18 protein-coding genes and 1 pseudogene are annotated in these 16,878 nt (G+C 50.9%); all 19 read right to left on the bottom strand.

Going from position 1 to position 16,878, the window contains the following annotated elements; translation table 11 throughout:
• Positions 1-32: 32 nt before the first annotated feature.
• The 19 genes and pseudogenes from ACLEXF_RS01750 to ACLEXF_RS01660 all read right to left on the bottom strand — a co-directional run bounded on the left by ACLEXF_RS01750 (position 33) and on the right by ACLEXF_RS01660 (position 16,510).
• Positions 33-368 (bottom strand): hypothetical protein, encoded by a 336-nt coding sequence (locus tag ACLEXF_RS01750; protein WP_015958316.1) that lies wholly within the window; start codon positions 366-368, stop codon positions 33-35.
• Between the two features lie 83 nt (positions 369-451).
• The gene (locus ACLEXF_RS01745) at positions 452-3,106 is read right to left on the bottom strand and encodes a phage tail length tape measure family protein (protein WP_423265712.1); all 2,655 of its coding nucleotides are present in this window, start codon (positions 3,104-3,106) and stop codon (positions 452-454) included.
• A gap of 99 nt (positions 3,107-3,205) precedes the next feature.
• A complete protein-coding gene (locus tag ACLEXF_RS01740; RefSeq protein ID WP_423265711.1) occupies positions 3,206-3,691 on the bottom strand; it encodes a hypothetical protein in 486 nt (161 codons plus the stop codon).
• A gap of 715 nt (positions 3,692-4,406) precedes the next feature.
• Positions 4,407-4,598 (bottom strand): annotated as a pseudogene (locus tag ACLEXF_RS01735) (DNA translocase FtsK); the annotation flags it as partial.
• A gap of 88 nt (positions 4,599-4,686) precedes the next feature.
• Positions 4,687-4,854: a hypothetical protein gene (locus ACLEXF_RS01730; protein WP_077270065.1), complete on the bottom strand. Its 168-nt coding sequence runs from the start codon at positions 4,852-4,854 to the stop codon at positions 4,687-4,689.
• 167 nt (positions 4,855-5,021) lie between these two features.
• A complete protein-coding gene (locus ACLEXF_RS01725; RefSeq protein ID WP_423265710.1) occupies positions 5,022-5,504 on the bottom strand; it encodes a hypothetical protein in 483 nt (160 codons plus the stop codon).
• Between the two features lie 53 nt (positions 5,505-5,557).
• Positions 5,558-6,730 (bottom strand): phage tail tube protein, encoded by a 1,173-nt coding sequence (locus tag ACLEXF_RS01720; protein WP_423265709.1) that lies wholly within the window; start codon positions 6,728-6,730, stop codon positions 5,558-5,560.
• Positions 6,731-6,753: 23 nt separating this feature from the next.
• Positions 6,754-7,146, bottom strand: a complete 393-nt coding sequence (locus ACLEXF_RS01715) for a phage tail terminator-like protein (protein WP_012967910.1) — start codon at positions 7,144-7,146, stop codon at positions 6,754-6,756.
• On the bottom strand, positions 7,143-7,694 hold the full coding sequence (locus tag ACLEXF_RS01710; protein ID WP_012967909.1) for a hypothetical protein: 552 nt from the start codon (positions 7,692-7,694) through the stop codon (positions 7,143-7,145). Before ACLEXF_RS01710 ends, ACLEXF_RS01715 begins: the two co-directional genes overlap by 4 nt.
• 1 nt (position 7,695) lies before the next feature.
• Positions 7,696-8,079, bottom strand: coding sequence for a glutamate 5-kinase (locus tag ACLEXF_RS01705; RefSeq protein WP_423265708.1), 384 nt, complete (start codon positions 8,077-8,079; stop codon positions 7,696-7,698).
• A gap of 1 nt (position 8,080) precedes the next feature.
• Positions 8,081-8,491 (bottom strand): protein singed, encoded by a 411-nt coding sequence (locus ACLEXF_RS01700; RefSeq protein WP_423265707.1) that lies wholly within the window; start codon positions 8,489-8,491, stop codon positions 8,081-8,083.
• Between the two features lie 3 nt (positions 8,492-8,494).
• Entirely contained in the window at positions 8,495-8,770 is a 276-nt protein-coding gene (locus tag ACLEXF_RS01695; RefSeq protein WP_423265706.1) for a hypothetical protein, read from the bottom strand.
• 39 nt (positions 8,771-8,809) lie between these two features.
• Positions 8,810-9,946 (bottom strand): P22 phage major capsid protein family protein, encoded by a 1,137-nt coding sequence (locus tag ACLEXF_RS01690; RefSeq protein WP_004184463.1) that lies wholly within the window; start codon positions 9,944-9,946, stop codon positions 8,810-8,812.
• Between the two features lie 87 nt (positions 9,947-10,033).
• Positions 10,034-10,798, bottom strand: coding sequence for a DUF6651 domain-containing protein (locus ACLEXF_RS01685; protein WP_423265705.1), 765 nt, complete (start codon positions 10,796-10,798; stop codon positions 10,034-10,036).
• 105 nt (positions 10,799-10,903) lie between these two features.
• Complete coding sequence (locus tag ACLEXF_RS01680) at positions 10,904-12,016, bottom strand: phage minor head protein (RefSeq protein WP_423265704.1); 1,113 nt, start codon at positions 12,014-12,016, stop codon at positions 10,904-10,906.
• Position 12,017: 1 nt separating this feature from the next.
• Positions 12,018-13,424, bottom strand: coding sequence for a DUF4055 domain-containing protein (locus ACLEXF_RS01675; RefSeq protein WP_142484353.1), 1,407 nt, complete (start codon positions 13,422-13,424; stop codon positions 12,018-12,020).
• Between the two features lie 4 nt (positions 13,425-13,428).
• On the bottom strand, positions 13,429-14,733 hold the full coding sequence (locus ACLEXF_RS01670) for a terminase large subunit domain-containing protein (protein ID WP_423265703.1): 1,305 nt from the start codon (positions 14,731-14,733) through the stop codon (positions 13,429-13,431).
• Positions 14,711-15,706 carry a terminase small subunit gene (locus ACLEXF_RS01665; protein ID WP_038421381.1) on the bottom strand — a complete coding sequence of 332 codons (996 nt, stop codon included), beginning with the start codon at positions 15,704-15,706 and terminating at the stop codon, positions 14,711-14,713. The genes ACLEXF_RS01670 and ACLEXF_RS01665 overlap by 23 nt, the downstream gene beginning before the upstream one ends.
• Before the next feature lie 558 nt (positions 15,707-16,264).
• On the bottom strand, positions 16,265-16,510 hold the full coding sequence (locus ACLEXF_RS01660) for a DUF2560 family protein (protein WP_038421382.1): 246 nt from the start codon (positions 16,508-16,510) through the stop codon (positions 16,265-16,267).
• Positions 16,511-16,878 lie beyond the last annotated feature (368 nt).

Raw genomic sequence — 16,878 nt, 5'->3', positions numbered from 1 at the left:
AAAAAGGGCAATGTGCCGACAGGAAATATTCGTCAATGTGACTGCTTATTTAAAAGCAACTCCTGAAGAAGAAGCGCAATAGAAACAAAGATCAAAACCCCACAAAAAACAATTTTTGCAAAATCATAGTTAAACACGGTTGTAAGCGTATCATTATTATATAAGTGATTATGCCTATAGGAATAAGTTGTGTAGATATCATCGCATATTTCAAGAATTCCACCAACTATCAAAACAAGCCAAAGAAATGAAAACTTCACTCGGACCTCCTTACGTTTACGTCTCCTATTGAAGATAAGTCCGCCAATAAAAAGAGGAATCATAAAAGCTATAAAGTCTTTAAATGTAAATGTTAACAACGCTTCCATTAATAAGATCCTTGTGTTTTCTTGCACCTACTCAGATTGTTAGACTTACCTACCTAATCAAGTCTCAGCTAATGCAGTTTAGCTTACCTAGGACCGTGTCGTGTATAGTTTCCTTTTAGAGCGTTGCCAAAAGCTCCTTGTGGCATGGTAACCTCCTTTGTGAGTTCACCTTTTAACTGCCTGGAAAGCTGTCGATTATTCTGATTGAGTGTAGCGCTCAACTGCTCCGGAGTAATACCCTGGAGATGAAACTCCTGATTAATCGGCGCGTGTACCGTTGTTTGCCTACGGTTATCGCTGTTAACGTTCTGAACACCAGTACCAAACCCTGTACGCCCCAGAGTTGCATCAAGCGGTTGGCCATTTCGAAGTGCCTCAAGCTGAGACACGCCGATCCTGTTCGTTGAAGCCCGGTCGAAGACGTACTCACCTTTGTGAACAATACCCGCGGGCTGATACTTACCACCGGGGCCGGTGTAACCGCCGGAGGCGAAGCCAACTCCTGAAACAGCCTGGATATTTGAGACGATACTGGCAGTCTGCGCAGCGATTGAGGCCATAGCGATGATGTTGGCCGGATAAGGCGCGCTTACTGCACCGCTTGCTATAGCCTGCTGGATTTTCACCATCGAGTCCGCGATAGCGAATGCCTTGCTCGTAGCAAAAGCGACCTTGTAGATTGCCGATTGCTCACCAAACCCCGTTCGCATGATTTCGGCGGTGCTATCAAACAAGGACTGCGTGGCCGCAGATATGATGGTGTTTTTCTGAGCCTCTATGACCTGATTTGCATCCGCTGCACGTTGACGAATCGAGGTCATTCTGGCCTCACCCTCGGCAGTTATTTCGCCGGCCTTCGCATAAGCTTCCTCCTGAGCTGCCAGCCAGCGCTGGAGCTCTTGCTGAGCTTGGTCATACTCGTTAATTTGCCCCTGCATCCCCTCAAAAGTTCCAGAGAGTCGCCCTCCTGTGGGTATCAGGTTTCCTACAACATTACGAACCGTCGAGGGCAGTTGCATATCGGTGTTTTGATAAATATCTGCCCGTGTTTTTTCATATTCACCGGGTTTAAGTTGCCCGGTTGCTTTGGCTTTCTCCAGCAGTTCAAGACGGGTTTTAAGCAGATCGTTGGTTCGCTCATCCTTCGTCTTTACCTGTTCCTGCATTTTCCGGTAATCATCCAGTGTTTTTACGGAGTTTTGCAGTGCCTCCTGCTGCTTATACGCCTGGAGGATTTCATCTGAACGGGAAAGAATCGACTTCTGGTCGGCTGTGAGCTGCGTTTTAGACTTGAGGTCAGCAATTTGCTGTTCGAACTTTACCCGCGCCTGGGTTGCGCTGTTAAGCTTGTCACTGGCATCCAGCTGGGACTGCAAGGCAGCTGTCTGCTGGTTTATTTGATCAAGCAGCCGGGTTGCCGCGTCCTCTGTATAGGCTTTTCCTTTGTGGGTCTTAGGCTGTTCAGCCTTTTTAGCCTGCTCAAGTTCCTTTTCTCGTACAGCAATTAGCGCATTTGCCTGATCGATGGCTTCTTTATTTCCTGAGAAAGCAATTTTTCTGGACTGCTCTCTTGCCTCCTTTAACCGAGCTTCTGCACCGGCAACTCTGTCTGCCGCCAGATACTCCTTATTAATCCAGTCAACAGACTCTGCAACAGCTTTATTACCCTGAATGGTCAAAGCATTCATCGTTGATTGCAGGTCGATAGCCTGGCCGATAAATCTCATTGTGGGGTCTATTGCACCACCAAGGGCAACATTCTGCTTACCATTGTCAGCTGCTGTGTAATAATTTTTGACCTTTATAGCCGCAGCCGTCCATGAGTCGCCTATTTCCAGGATCTCTCGACGATGCATATCAATATCAGCATTCAGAGCCGTAAAATTAGCCGAATCTTTATATTGTGAGACTTTTTGTCGTGCTTCATCGTAACTAAACCCCACATCAATTAATTTATTTACTGCCTCGCTGGCACCGTCATTCGTAGTGATAAACATATTGCTGACGTCTTCGATCGCCAGCCCTGTCTTATCGGATATCGCAACCATATTAAGTGCAAGACGCTCGGCAGCATCACCGTTAGTGCCAAGCGACTCTGTAGCAATTTTAGTTGCCGCTTCAATGTCCAGCCGATTTTGATAAACAGCATAAGTGAGCAGACCAACCGCCCCCGCAGCTACTGTAAATGGATTTACCAACCCCATGACGTAGGTGGATACACCTTTAATTGCAGGAATAATACCCCCGAACATATCTTTCAACTGCCCGCCCTGCTGCATCAGCACCATAAACGGTGACTGCCCGGTAGAAAGACCGACAACAATATCGGTCATCTGAGCAGGGATCATGCGCATGGCATAGGCAGTCTGGGCGGCGGATTGGCCGGTTTTACCAAGGTCGTCGCGAAATCCTGTTAGCCTGTTTCGTGTTTCCTCGATTTTCTTTGAATAAAGATCGAATGTATCGGCATCTACCATCCCCTTAGATTTGAATTTAGCAAGATCCTGCTGTTGTTTATCCAGTTTGTTCAGGGCGGCGTTTACCGGATCGATGCGATCTAAGAGTTCAGAAAGAGACTGTTTTTCTTCATCAGTGGCCTTTGTCACCTTCACTGCGCTGGTGGCAGCACGTTCACCTGCCTGAGTCATTTTTACAAGTGCAGTTGCGAGATTGTCAGCCTGCTTCTCTGCCCCGGAGCTATCTAGAATAATTGCGAGACGAGATGTTTGCTCTGTCATATACATTTCTCCGGGCAATAAAAAACCCGCCAATTTGGCGGGTTAGGAAATAATTAAACATTAAAAATTAATGACTGCTATATTCAGCAATCGCGTGAGCTACGGTAACTTAATCCCTCCCATAACAAACCGTTTGCCGCCTTTGTCATAGGCTTCAAAATTTAAGGCTTTTCCTTCATTTGATCTCACAATATTTACTTCACCATGATCGCCATCAACACCTTTCATAGTGAAAGATGTTGTCTCCTGGCCAGCAAAATTGTTACTACGGATATCGCTTTGATAGTAAGCTTTACCGTCAACAACCATATCTACCCTACCGCCGTTATACAGGTAAAGCTTTGTGTGATGCCATTTACCATTGCCAGTCAAGTCGCCAGTGAGGAACTCACAGTTAAAAGAAACGTCGCCTTTTTTGCACTCTGACGCCATTTCCTCTTTTCCTGTGGCTATCATTTCAGCAATAGTTAGTGGGTCTTTTGGGGGCAATAACTTCGACATCTGAAATTTATCGTCGCAACCAGTAGAAATAAGAGAAACGAGTAATAAAATGCAGATTGAGAATGTAAGTTTAAAAAAAGTCATAGCATTATCCGTTATTTTTTATCATGGATGAGATGCGAAACCATGCCGACTCTGGTGTATTACCATAACGTTCAATGAATTTACCAATAGACTCGCCATCGCTACCTACCATATCTCTACAGATTTTCATCCACTCTATGGCTTCATCACGACCTAACCCGTCATCAACAATTTGATGAGCCAGAAGCATAAATCGCAAGAAATCTCCACCATCTTGAGGAACATAACCAACATCAGAGGCCATAGCCCCGTTAACATCAACTGCCCATGCTCCCAGTTCTGCGGCAGGTTTTAGGTGCGGAAGCCAAATGCCTTGCCAATCCTGCTTTACAATACGAGGTAACTTATGAGCAGGAAGCTTCTCTATCCTGCCATGCTGACACAGAACGCTGGTAGGCGTCCGCATCTGCATTGTGGCAGAAAACCTATACCCATCAAGTATCTCACTGTACTCTGCGTCACCTGGCTTTAATTTGTTTTTCTGTTGCTGCGCCAAATATTCAAAAGGCGATGAGGATTTGAGGATAAACACCTTATTGCCTGATGGCGCTACATTTCCTGTATCTTTGAGCCAAATTACAATTCTCTTATTTGTAATTGCTGAAAGCCTTAATTGTTCATCAACTGAATTTGCAATTTTGGCTTGCCTTGATAATTCTTCTTGACGCCGCCTTTCCTTTTCCTCTCTAAGAGCTTTCAAGTTAAGAGCGGCTATGTCGAATTGCGAGAACGCCAAGACGTCTCTGTTTCCGTCACTCCCTTGGGTGCTAACGACTCCAATCTCCTCCATTTGTTCAACTAACCGCGATGCACGGCTGTACCCGATTCTGAACTGCCTCTGCAGTCCAGCTACGGATGCTTTCCGCTTTTCGATTACAAAGCTAATTGCCTGATCAAGCAAAGGGTCATCGAAATTATCGCTTTCCACATCCCTATCCCCATCATTAACATTTGCACACAGGTTAGCACAGGAATAGATGTAGACAATGATATGACTACTTCACTTTTGCCTGTCTTTTCTGCTCTTCGGCCCACTCATCCCTCCAGGCATCATCGAGAGCCAGTATCGCCGCGTCAAACTCAATGCGGTCGATCAGGATGGTGCGCGATGCCAGGTAAAGCTCAATATCGTTCAGGGATAGAGGGAGCGGCACTCCGGCCATGCCGGCATACTTCCTGCCGCGCGATATCATGGCGTAAGCGTTGAGGATCTCCCCGGTGACTGCATCGATTTCAGGCTCCGGAATGGGCGGGAGATTTAGTTTCTCCCTGCGCCACTTTGCTTTCTCGCCCTGCTCGCCGGCGAATTCCTTTAGCCACTTTTGGGCCTCTATGGCTTTTTTACGGTTTCCTGAGTCTGCTGCTCCTTACCCTGAGCAATGTCCGCCGCCTCAGCCAGAATAAGCCAGTACAGAGAGGGGTTTTGCTTCAGTAACGCAACACCACGCTCCGGCGTGTAAGTTACCGCCGTCTCCGTACCATCCACCAGCTCCCCCACGCCTTCCCAGTCTCTCAGAAGAAAGCGCGCGCAATTGTCGATGAGAAGATCATCAACCGAGTCAATCTCTCCCACACTGGCGAGATCGAAAGCATCCGTACCGACCTGGTAGCTCGCGTCCATTTTGTCGATATGGCGCCGCACCAGCGCATTGCGTGAGCGGTATTGCGGATTCTCGATACTGGCCACCAGCAGACGGAGTTTAAATAGCGCCTCGTCTTCCGGCGTGAATTTCTTTTTACTGCCTGCCGGCTTTTTGTAAGGGAAAAACCAGCGTTCTCCGTTCAAATCAATTTGAGAAGAAATAATCAGCATAAAGACTCCCAAAAAAGCCCGATCCGCGATGACTGCAGAACGGGCCAGGTAAATTAAGGCGCGGTAACGGTGATTTCAGACATTGCCGTAAAGGTGCGGGCCTTACCGGTGATTGTTGCAGTGCCGGCTGCGTTACGTGTGACTTTCGCTGTTTTCTGCCCGGTAGAAACCACGCTGGCGATAGTCGGATCCGATGACGTCCACTGGACGGTATCAGTTGAATCAGCTGGCGTAAGCGTGGCGGTTAACGTCACAGTAGATCCCACTGCTCCAGTTGAAGTGGCTGGCGCAACACTGATTGCCGTCGCCGTCACTTTGGGGACGCGGGTGATAGTTGGCGGAGTATTGGCCGCGGTGATATCCAGCTGAACCTGAACAATGTCAGTGCTCCCCGCATCCGGCCAGTCGCCGGAGATCTGCACTTCCGGGAAATCGAAGGTATAGGCGCCTTCAGCATTCTCCAGGGTGAAGCTAAACGGCACCTTTTCGCCGGTGAACGTTTTTTTGTAAACCTCCCATGCAGCCTTTGACCATGACAGCGTGATTTGACCTGACGGGGTAAAGGTTGTCGGAATGTTTGCGCCGGCGAACGCCGAACCGGTACCGATGCAGCGCTGAGTCTGCATATTGTTGTTGAACTGGATGTTAAAAGTGTCGACGCAGAAACCTGTCCCGCCATCAACACCATTCAGCCGGATATTCGTGACCTCCTTGAAGGAGTAACGCAGCGCCCCCGCCAAATCAACCGGCGTGGTGAAATAGCTGGTATCGTCCCCCTTCGTCTCCCAGTCCAGCCCTGCAAACGTAATGGTTGCAGTGATATCACCATCGGCCGGGATTTCCATCTGGAAGGTACCAACCTGGCAACCGCGGGCAATCTGGGCGATCCCCACATCACTGGCAAAGGTCGCCACGGAGAACGTAATACGACCATTACCCATCGTCAGCACGTTATTTACCCATTCGGCGCCGAAACAGCTGGCAAGAAAATCGTCATGCTGGTTCCAGCGAAACCGCGTGCCGACATCGCCGCCGACATCCACTGTGCCGCGTGAAACACCCTGCGCCATGCGGTCACCAGCGATTTCGTCATTGTCGTTGGTGTTCTGCGTTGGTTTCAGACCAAATGAAGAACGACGCAGCAGGTTCCACGCCCCTGCTGTTGGCGTGTTTCCTGGCGTTGTCTCGCGAATAAACGCGGCTACTACTTTTGCACCTGAGCTCACAGGAGCCTCCTGTTTTTTGTGCGCTACAGAGCGCGATAAGGAATTTGAAGATTGAGCTGTAACCAGCCATCGGTCTCACCCGCCGGCACAGCAGAAACAGCGAAATAACTCAGCTTTCCATCGTCCCTGAACTCGAATAGCTCCGTTAGCTGATCGGCCGTTCGGGAGATAAGCAACGTCCCGGAGCCGACCGGAACAAAAAGCTGAATGATGAGCAAGCCCGTCCTGTGGACGACCGGCCCATCCCCGATCTCGGTTGCGCCTGCCTGCCCTGCAATGTTGGTGAGGCGGGCCCAGATATCGCGGTTGCTGGGGTCAAATACCGGACCATTGGGATAATCCACCGCATCAGAGGCAATAGCGGTCTGTGCCGCCATTCGGGAAATGACAGCGTTTCTGATTTCTGTAAGGGTCATTTGTAGGCCTGAATCACACCATTAAACGAGACGGCATAGACGCCTGTTGGCGCCTGCGTTGAGTGACCATTCTCCAGAGGCACGGAGTAAGGCAGGTTCGACTGAATGTAAATCACCGAGTAGGCTGGCGCCTGGTCAATGATATTTTTGCCATTAAGAAAGGTCATTGTCCCACGCGGATCCGGCTCGGTCGGGACGGAGTGGTCGGGTTCGCCGATGCTGACAAAATGCGATGCCCTGAAGGTTCCTGCGCGATACTCAGCCGGCCGCCTGATATCCATGCTGTCATTAACACGGACTTTCTTCCTGAGCCTTCCGGTTTTGGTCAGGTTAGCAGGGTCGGCATAAAGAGATTCGTTCCATTCCCCAACAGCTTTATTGTATTGAACCGCGGTGGCGTTGATGGCCCACAGCTCCGGGTTTCCTACTGGCGACCGTTGAACAATTTCATTCAGCAGTTGAATGGCGATTGTCCGCTGGCGTAGTTTGACATCTTCGGCCACCAGCCCGGCGAATGCCGCCGGGTCAATGTTCCAGCCCTTAGCCATATCACACCCTCCGCAGTTGAATGGAGTACGCAGCTCCAGCAGAGTCGGCAGAAGCGGTGATGATCTCGTAACGCTGAAGCTCACCCGTAATAGAATCCGGTGCGGTGATGATATGCCCGACTGCCGGCATGTCAGTCACCTCATTGACCAGGGCGGTTAGCTTCACGTCACCATGCAGAATGTTAACGCCATCGATACGGCGCAGTTTATAACGCGCCAGCACTCCACGCCCCGAGTAAGTCACCTGCGTTTCAATGCCGGTTTCCGTCACCGGGTCCCAGGCACCTCGAACGGTGTATGACCCAGTGAAATCCTTAACGGCATCCTGCAGGTCTGTATCGAAGGCTGCGGCGACATCGGTCTGCAACTCGTCACGAATGCCCATATCACCCCCTCACCAGCCGCACCTGTGACTGACTAGCGCCATAGGGCTTAAGCATGGCCAGCGCCAGCTGCAGGTCAGAATCAAGCAATGCAGAGCTGTTGGTAGCGAGTTCTGCGAAGGTCTTTGAAACAGAAACGTCGTCAGCGTCAACCGTCTTACTCAGCAATACCCCCGAATCAATTTTCTGCTGATACAGCCCGCCATTTGCCGCCGACAGCGCTGCATAGGCGCCAGACTGTTTCACATCGTCAGGAATAATGGTTTCGTGAGTTGCCTTATTGCACGGCAGTTTCAGGTTAAGTCCATTCATCCAGGTATTGGCCATCAGCACAGATTTGGCTTTTTTGCTTTCATCTGTCCAGGTGGCACCGAGAATCGAATTGACGTCTTCAACGGTGGTGAAAGTGATCATGCATCACTCCATTTCTTTCCAGCCGTGCGCCTTCCAGTTCTCCACTTCATCAGGGTGAACGTTGGCGGTATTGGGCGCTCCCGGGAATACTGGGAAATCGGTAACCATCGCCACCAGCTGCTGTTCCTGCTGTTCCTGCTTTTCCTGCTTTTCCTGCTTTTCCTGCTTTTCCTGCTTTTCCTGCTTTTCCTGCTGTTCAGGAGCATTGGCATCAACCTGCGCGGTCGCAAGTTTTGCTGCAGCACGTTCAGCACGCTGCTCTTTGGTTAATCCGGCCATAAGCCCTCCACTAAAAAAAGGGGCCGAAGCCCCTGTTTATCAGCCCAGCAACAACGCTGAGTGCGCCGACTTAACTGCCGCTACGCCCCAGGACAAACCGACTTCGTAACGCACCTGGCGATACTGGCGGTACAGTGCTACCTGATAAGTGATGCCAGATACCGGGTCAGTAACGTTCATCACATCATCCGCGGTATCGCCGCCCTGCGGCATTGCCGGGGTTCGGGATGCAAGCAGGAATGCATTGCGATCAAACGCCATGTTTGCGGTATAGGCGCCACCAGCGGTAATAGCGGTGTTGTCGGCCAGTGCCTGACGTAAGCCAGGAGCAGCCAGGGTGATTGCTGTGGCCGTCGCAGCAGCAACAAGGTATTTATTGCTGTCCCCGTCAAACGTCACGATGTCACCTGCTGCAAAAGCACCTGTGCCGGTATCAATGGCAATCAGAATATCGCCTTCAGCTTTTGCTCCATTCACCAGGTATCCGGCAGCCGGAGATGCAGCGCGTTTCTTAACATGTGCGGATTCGTGGATATTGAAACCTTCCAGTCGCCCCACGATACCTTCGCGCAGAAGCGCATCAGTACCGGATTCGTTTACTTTGAACAGAACAGACTGTTTACCGCGGAGGTTTGCGATAGCCGAAGAACCGAGAACCATCTGCAGATCAGTTGTTGGCGAACCGTTGTCAGAGAGAACCTGGCGCGCATTGGCCGCATCCGACAAATCACCTGCAATACCGAAAGGAGCGGTGCCGGCCGTACCAACAGCACGGGAGGATGCGAAATACAGAGCCGCGAGATCTGCATCCATCTCGTTAGCCAGCGCGCGAAAAGCCTGCTTAAACTGATCAGCGAGGATGGTGTTGTATGTCCCTGCGGGCCCCAGTGCCAGTTGTTCCTCACCGTTCCATTTGACCGGGGCCATTTTGGATTTGGTGATTTTGACATCAACGGTGCCGATCGTCTGGTCGCCGTCATTTGGCGCAGTAGCCCCCGGGGTAATATCAACAGTGGTTGCCGGTGGAGCAACCGGCGCAGTAACAGTCTGGTCCTTCGCCGCCGCATCAGCTTTCGCATTGCGCGATACAGCCGGGATAAAACCGACCTGTTCGCGAGATACGGTATCCAGAGCTGTGAAGATAGTCGGGATCAACCCGGTAAGCGTATTAGCCATGTGTATGGATTCCTTGGAGATTAAAATATAGGGTTGGTTGAGCTATCCAGCTCCGGCACCAGCTGCCATCCGGCGACTGGCAAAGAATTAATCGACGATGGTGATACCGTCTTTGAGAGTTGATTGCTGATCTGTCGGGCTCAAACTGGTAAACGCATCGCGTTTCATCGTTTTCTGCCCGAGTGAATGCTGAGACTGCCGTGAGCCGCCTCCCTGGTTACCGCTGGCCTTCAGAATGTGGTCTTTCTGCGGGTACTGCTCCACCAGGAACTCCAGCGCCTCATCAAAGGCCGCCAGTTCGCCCGGCTTCGAGCGGGAATAAATTTTGTTGCCAGAGCCATCATAGGCAACGACTTTGCCGTCCTCGACTTTAAAGGACTGACCGAACCGCGCCTGAAGCATATCTGCCGGAATTGCTACTTTATCTGCGATGAATTTCGAGCCAGAGAACCGGCCGCCGATCATTTCCTGATAAAGCTGGCCTTCAAGGGTCGTCGCACGCTGAGTAGCTTCATCAAGCTGGGCCTGGAATGATTTGGTGATATCCGCTTTAACCTGATCAACGGCGCCTGCGTCGATCAGTTTTTTCTGGTCGATTTTAGTCATCATCTCCAGCGCTTCGAGCGCCTTTGCCGGATCGCCGATTTTGGCAAACTTAGCCAGACCGGCTTCAGCGGCTTCTTTGGCTTCACGATGAGATTTTGCCTCGCCATTCAGAGAGGAGATTTTTCCAACGGCCTGCACAGCATCAAAACCAACTTCCTGGCCGTCATCGTGGACGTAGACGGGTAAACCGCTGGAATCGACTTCTGCATAGCTTTTGCCGTTAAATTCGACTGTTTTCAGTTTCATGTGGTTACCTTTTCGGGGTCATCCGACCGTTGCACCGCTCACCATCCGGATCACGGCAATAAAAAAGGCCGCCCGGAGGCAGCCTGATTGAAGACTTAAAAAGCTTTAAAGTCTGGCGTTACTGAACGCCTGAGCATCCAGGTTACGAAGTTGCTCCAGAGTCAGCCATTCGCCCTTGTCGTTGTAGAAGTCATCGGGCGACATACCTCCGTCACGAATCAGCCGGGCCCGGGTTACGCCAACGATCTGTGACTGTCGCGTGAACGACTGGCGCGAGAACCAGACCTGATAATCGGTATCCGAAGGCACCTGCCCGTCCATGCTGGCACGTGAGCTATCTGATATTTGCCCAACAGCAATACCCAGCTCATCAGACGATTTCAGGATGTAGGTTTCGACGCTGCGGCAGCAGAAATGGATTTTCCCGGGCCCCTGCAGATACGGCACCTTATGGCCGATAGGCTTGTTATCCAGGGTGTATTTGAGACGGTCGCGTATCCGACAATCCTTTGATGTCCGGTTATCCAAAGTGGATAACCACTGCTTACCCTTCAGAATGTCGTCGTTAGCATCCGCAAAGCTCTTTCGCGCCGTCGCCGCAAGATGCCCTACAGCTGTTTTGGCAATGCTGCCGGCGTTGGCCCTGCTCATCTGCAGCACGCCATCCTGATAGCCACGGTTAGCATGACCACGCACCTTTCTGGCGATTTGTTCATGCGAATCGCCCAGCAGGAATCCCTGCCGCACCGTGTTACTGATGCGCGTCATGCGATCGGCTTCAAGGCTATCAGCCCATTCACTGAGCAGGCGTCCCTGAAATGGCTTGGCCATCGCCGCCGCATACACAGCATCAGGGGAGATTCCCACCAGCGGATGAAGCGCCAGAACATCGTCGGGGATAGCGAACTGAAACAGGCTCATCTGATAGCCTGCCTCATGCTGCGCCAGTTCCTGCAGCTCGCCGGCGAGGCTTTCGCTCATCGATTGAACCACATCACGATTTAACGCCCTGACGCTGACCAGAAGAGATTCTAGCCTCGACACCGTGAAACTTTCCGCATCGAGGGTATCTATCGCCACCAGCAGCCTGGCCGTAAGCTCTGCATCGCTGTCATTCAGGATTTTTATCATCCTGTTCGCGACACCGGTGCTGTACTGACTCACCCAAATCGCATGAGCCAGGCTTTCGTCACTGAGTTTCTCATTCGCCGTCGCCATCTCAACCACCTGGATTATTCAGGCCGCCGACAAGCGTCACCTGCTGGTTCCTCAGTTCGTCGATCACCTCTTCAGGTTTCGCGTCCGGGTCGATAAATTTCAGCGCCTGAAGAACGCGAACCGCATCGACCTGACGTATATCACCACCCTGGCGGAGCGACTGAACAGCTGTTGCAGCTGCGGCATCAAACGTCTGGGCTGAAACATCCAGTTCGGTGCGTACATCGACATTGCCGCCTTCTTTCTCGCCCAGCCATTCCGCCATAATCTGCAGGATATTATCGAGCGCATCCTCAAGCGAGCTTGCCATGGTGTAAAGAGGTGAATTCTCCTGCATCCGCTCTTCGTGAGTCTGGTCTAAGGATTTAGTCGATGTGTTTTCCGCTCGCAGCAGTTTTGCGCCGGCCTGACGCATCTGGTTTTCCAGATCCTCAAGGGAAATCTTACCGGCTTCAATCGCAGCCCCGGTATGCTCGACATATTCCAGTCCCTGCCGCTGTCGGTCATCGAAACGAGTCGCAGAGGAAGAACCTATCGTCAACGTTTCGCCATCAGCCAGACCGTAAGCCACCAGCAACGGCACGCGAGCGACATGAAGAATGTTGTCCTGTTCACTCTGACTCTGCCAGTGCTTGATATTCAGTAAGGCGAGATTAAGCAGTGGCGGTGAACCGCGCATAAAGCCTGTGCGTTTCGTGTAAAGCGTCACCAGGGGAATATCATCGCGACTGGTTTCCCACTCGTCGTGAATCTGCCACTGGCTTTCGCCGTTATCACCTTTATTTCGGCGATAAATTTCAACCTTGCCCGGCATAATATGGCGTATTTGCTCAACTTTCGTTTGCCCGTAATCGTCGCCATCAATAATGATGACCTCTCTGATACGCAGATCGGTCAGCATAACCTTCCCTTTAACCACTTTCGATTTCCAGCCGATGACCTGGCGAGGATTTAACATCGTGGCATACGGGCGGGATCCCGCGGCTTTTTCGTCGGCTTTAGTTTTTACTGCCTCCCGGTCAATTTTCGGGAAATCCACCAGCGCATGTACCAGACCATACTGGAATCCGATGCTGAAAAATTGCTGTGCCCAGACATCGAGCCGGTTTCCTTCCATATCAATATCTGGCGACAGCTCCCGTATTTGTTCAGGAGAATCCTCACTCAATACCGTCGGCTCAGCAAACACTCGTCCGATGTTTTGTTTAATGGCCTCTTCATAGGCAGGGAGTAACGTTGCCGAAGCCAAACGCTCCTTATAACTTTCAGGATCTTCGTTCGGCCATTTCGGGAGATACTTCTTGCCCTGCCGGCGCATTTCCAGCGTGCCGCCCATCAGCGCATCATTAATATCCCATGCCTCAACCATGTCGTTATAGTCGAGGTTGGGCGTTGAAATATCAGGCATGGTTTTACATCCGCAGTTGGGTGACTTTTCCAGTCGGTTTGATAATCGGGAATTGCTTCACAATGAAATACCCACCGGCATCGTTGGGATGATCGTTATCCGCCGTTTTATCCGGCTCACCGTTTTCGCTCCAAACCTGTTGCTCAAGCGACTCGGTGTACACCGGGCATCGCTTTACATTCACTTTGTAGCGACGTTCACCGTTACCATTGCAGAACATGGCATTCATCGCGTTGATGCGGTCTTTCACTGGCGGGTTTGATGCATTAACAACCACATTGAAGCCAGCCTGCTTAAGCTGAGCGATATCCGTGGCGCTGGCATTGCTGGATTTACGGGAATCGCCGGAAGCGTCCGGGTAAATATAGATTTCCCGTACCTTGCGATAATCGTTGCCGTCGTACAGCCAGAACCGTTCTTTGATGATGCGGATCATGTCAGGGGTGTCGTAAGCCTTAACGATTTCATTAACCGCAAACGGAAGCCCCAGACGTAACACATGAACAACCCCGGCCATCTTCCCGACGTTGAAATCCATACCGATATACAGGGGTTCACCGGGTTGCTCTTCTTCCCGGCAGTTATTCAGCTTACGGTCAAACTGATGGTAAATCGTCCCGCTGGTAAGGTTGGTGAACTGGCCACGGAGATAAGCCTTGATCAGCTCCGGCGGGTATGACTCCATCAGCGACGGGATATAGTCCGGCGGCAGATTCTTTTCGTTGTCGAACGTCGAGGCCTGCACCAGGCCGTACAGCGTTGAGAGCGAAGGCTTATCGCGTACAGCCTTTGCGAACTGCTGATAAACGAATTTAAAGCCTTCTGGTGTCGTGGTGACGTCGATCCCGTTACGAAGACCGGCTACGTTGTAACGCATACGGGCAATGATTTTTCGCCAGGCTAACTGCGCCTTTTTGGCGGGCATTACGTCCAGCTCATCAATCAGCGCATTACCGATTTTAAAACCAACGATGGTTTGTGGTTTCTCCATCGAGCGGCAGATCGTCGTGCCGCGATACTGGCGCCCGGCGTAGAAGTGAACCTCTTTGTTCCCCTCGTTGATTTTGACATTCAGCCCCCAGTCGTGGGCCACCTCCTCAACAGTGGGATAAAAGATGTCTCGGATCTGCGGATACGTTGGCGCAAAGTAACCCTGGTTGATTTTGGGGTGTTCCCACATCCCTTTGCAGATGCCACCACAACCGACCCACGTCTTACCGGAACCGAAGCCGGCGACGTAGGCCTTAAACTTGTACTGCATCGCAAGAAATTTGGCCTGAGGGATGTTAAGCGTCGGTGCTATCGCCATCCTCTTCCCTCACTCGTGCATCGACTACGTTGATATTGATTGCAACTGGCGTTGGTTCGTCATCCTCCGGATCAGCAGCCAGCTCTTTGCGTAATTTTTCGACCTCCAGCTGCCGGCGCTCAATTTCAATCAGCTGCAGACGCTGGGCGAACTCGCTATCAGCCAGGCCGAGCCGTTTCATCACCGCCTCGTACATTCGCTCGCGACTAATAGCGGTAATCTCTACGCCATTCTTCCCAAGCTTCACACCGGAATAGGCAAGCGCAGCATCCGGCGCCAGCTTACGCGTATCGGCGAAGAAAGGCTGGCCTACACCATCACCATTGCAGCGGGGGCATTCCGGGTTAGGTGCGCTGGTGTGGTCGTAACCGTAACCACCAACATCTACGGGCTCGCGACGTTTTCGCTCAAGCGCTTCGAGTCGCTTCTCTTCGTACTCCACGGCATCACGCCATTGATACTGATGACCAAAGCCCCAGCAGTAACGACAACTCCCGCGGCGATACTGTGATAGCTGGTTGGCGTCGAACGTTGCCAGGCGCCACATCTGCTCAAGCACTTCATCGGCACTTCCAAGCGTGCGCACAATGGATGCTTTCTGCTGCTGCGCAATGGCCTGCGCAATACTAACTTTTGCTAACAGCCTTGCTCCCTGTTCATTCGCTGTCTTCTTGCTGTACCCGGCACGGATAGCGGCCTGTGTGGCGTTGTTGTCCTTCAGGTATTCCGCGACAAATGAACGTTGTTGATCGGTGAGGCCATCATCATCCACCAACTCTTCTGCGCACTTTTCCTTTTGCGCAGTGCGCAGTTTCTTCTGCGCAGGTTTTTGCGCAGTGGGTTTCTTGATGTATCGGCGGGCGGTAGCGTAATTCAGTCCCTGCGCTTCACACCAATCCTTCGGTGATACGCCGGTTGCGGCATGATCGGACAGGAACCGTTGCTGAAGCTCGCCCCAGTCCGGTTTTGCCATGGATTATTCCTATTTAACGTGAGGGAGAAAAAGGAATTACTGATTCTCCATAAAATATTCACTTTTATGTTTTGGAATTAAGGCTCTTTAGTTCAGGAGTTATTATGAAAAGAATTATGCTTGCTGTTTTTGTGATCTGTGGTGCGCTGTCACTTTCAGGATGTATCCTTCCCCCTGGTCCCCATGGAGGCGGACATGGTGGAGATCACTTCCATGGTCCTGAGCATCGTTAATCGCCTGAGGGCTTTCATTTTACAAATGATGAAAAAGGCCGCAAAAATATGCGGCCTTTAGTTACTACCAGCTAGCGTATAAAGAATCTCTCAGGAGCCACCCGGGAGAGGTTCATCTATACGGCTAACTGACCTCTGCCGTTCTGGTGTTGGCAGGCAGAGACGTTATGAGAGTAGTGAGTATTTCAAAATTCACCGGGATAAACAGACAATGATGTCAGTTACCCCGTGTAACTGGTAATTGGTGATTGATTGAACTGTCAGCTCAGACGATTTGTCTGATGGTCATTATCACAGGCACTCTATGAACGCCTGCTGTAATGCCTTAGCTGATCTGCTCAGCGGCAGTATCAAACAGCGCCAGCGCTTCGGTCGCTTCCTGGATTGCCTTACGGGTCTTCGAGACAATCTCACTTTCCGTGAAAACACGATCGAAAGAGTCAGCAAATAGCTCAGACTTCAGATAGCTGTCGCCTACCCAGTCAATGGCTAACTTCGCCGCTGCAGTGTCGTAATTCACTTTCTTGATAATATCCAGGCGGATTTGCTCAGATGCGGTGATCTCTGACATGTCTTACCTCTTTGATAAATAATACATACAGAAAGGCCCTGTATTAACAGGGCCTTTTATCGTCAAACTTTAGGGAACCAACGCTACAAGCCAGGTAAAGTAATGACACCCTGACTTTATACTAAAAAGTGACTCATATTAGAGCTATTAGTGATCATCCATAAAACCAGCCTGCGACACCAAGGAACATAGCTGACAGAAAACAACAAATTGCAGTTTTATGCATCAATACACCGTAAAAGGCGCAAGATATCACGACAAGAAGTACAATAAGGACAGGCCACATACTAAACAAAAGAATAGCATATGACTCCGAATTATTATAAATATTATTTTGCACTAGCATCATAATCCTTCTACGGTGTTTG

The sequence above is a fragment of the Klebsiella pneumoniae complex sp. WS1778 genome, from assembly GCF_049472055.1.
Classification (GTDB): Bacteria; Pseudomonadota; Gammaproteobacteria; order Enterobacterales; family Enterobacteriaceae; genus Klebsiella; species Klebsiella quasipneumoniae.
This window is presented reverse-complemented; position numbering and strand designations above follow the sequence as displayed.